The sequence below is a fragment of the Bacteroides sp. AM16-13 genome, assembly GCF_003602705.1.
GTDB classification, from domain to species: Bacteria; Bacteroidota; Bacteroidia; order Bacteroidales; family Bacteroidaceae; genus Bacteroides; species Bacteroides xylanisolvens.
Genome location: NZ_QTLK01000078.1, coordinates 1 through 1,199, shown reverse-complemented (window position 1 = coordinate 1,199; position 1,199 = coordinate 1). Strand labels below are relative to the sequence as shown.

Here is a 1,199-nt window from a genome sequence, read left to right as displayed (position 1 = left end):
CGTATTTGGATGATTACAGACCTGACTGATAAAAACTAGCATTTATAATTTATAATTGGATAACAAAATGAAAAGCTCAAAAGTACAAACACTGTGCGTTTGCGGATGTTGCAAACGCTCTCTTCCGGCAAGTGCCTTTTATATCAATAAGAAAACCGGTCTTCCCGGCAACTACTGTAAGGAATGTCGTAAAACTGTCAGCCGGAACCACCGGAAGAACGAGAAACGCTCCCTGGCATGCGACAGGGAAAGCAGTTATCCGGTAATTACCTCTACGGAAGATCCCACGTTGCGGCGGGAACTTATTCTGCATGCCCTTGAAACCGTAGCTGCCAGCATTGAACGGAAAAGGCGGAAAGTCCGTGAATCGGAATTTGAATACGAATCAGGTTCTGAATCTCAATCCGGATCAGTCTTTGAATTGGAATTGGAATTAGAATCAAAATCAGGATCAAAATTAGAATTGGCGGACTGATTTATAAAAACAATTTATATCATGGGACGAATAAAACAAGGGCTTGACTATTTCCCTTTGAATACCGATTTTATGCACGACCGTGTCGTACGCCGTGTGATGAAGCGTGAAGGCGATTCCGCCTTCACGATCCTGCTCTATACCCTGTCTTATCTATATTCGGGCGAGGGTTATTATATTCATGTCGACGATGACTTCTATGACGAACTCTCCGACCAGCTCTTCAGCACGGACAACGATAGTGTTCGCCGGGTGCTTCATCTGTTTGTGGAGTACGGTTTCTTCGATTCCTCTCTCTACGAACGTTACGGCATCCTGACTTCCGCCGACATTCAGCGGCAGTTCCTTTTTATCACTAAACGCCGCAGCCGCCGTCATATTTCTCCGGACTACTGTCTGCTGCCGGATGAGGAAACCGTACACTCCACCCTTCCGGATGCTGTTGCAGAAACCCCGGATATTGTAACGCAAACCCTCGATACTGTAACAGAATCCCCGGATACTGCAACAAAAAGCACCCTCATAAAAAGAAAAGAAAAAGAAAGGAAAGAAAACATCCTCCCTAACCCTCCTTTGCCCAAAGGAGGGGATGAGGAAGAAGAGGGAGGAGATTTTTCTAACAGAAAACCGGCGAAGAAGAAACGTGAACTGACACAGTCGGATATTGACCGGATGCAAGCTCCTGCTGACGGACACCCGCGCAACCTTTCCGGACTGTTGGATA

General features: G+C 46.1%; 2 protein-coding genes. Both read left to right on the top strand.

All coding sequences use genetic code 11. From position 1 onward, the window contains the following. Window positions 1-67: 67 nt before the first annotated feature. Entirely contained in the window at window positions 68-475 is a 408-nt protein-coding gene (locus tag DW173_RS23645; RefSeq protein ID WP_118196225.1) for a hypothetical protein, read from the top strand. Window positions 476-496: 21 nt separating this feature from the next. Further along, on the top strand, window positions 497-1,199 hold a 703-nt coding region (locus tag DW173_RS23640; RefSeq protein ID WP_120145342.1), incomplete at its 3' end, for a DUF4373 domain-containing protein.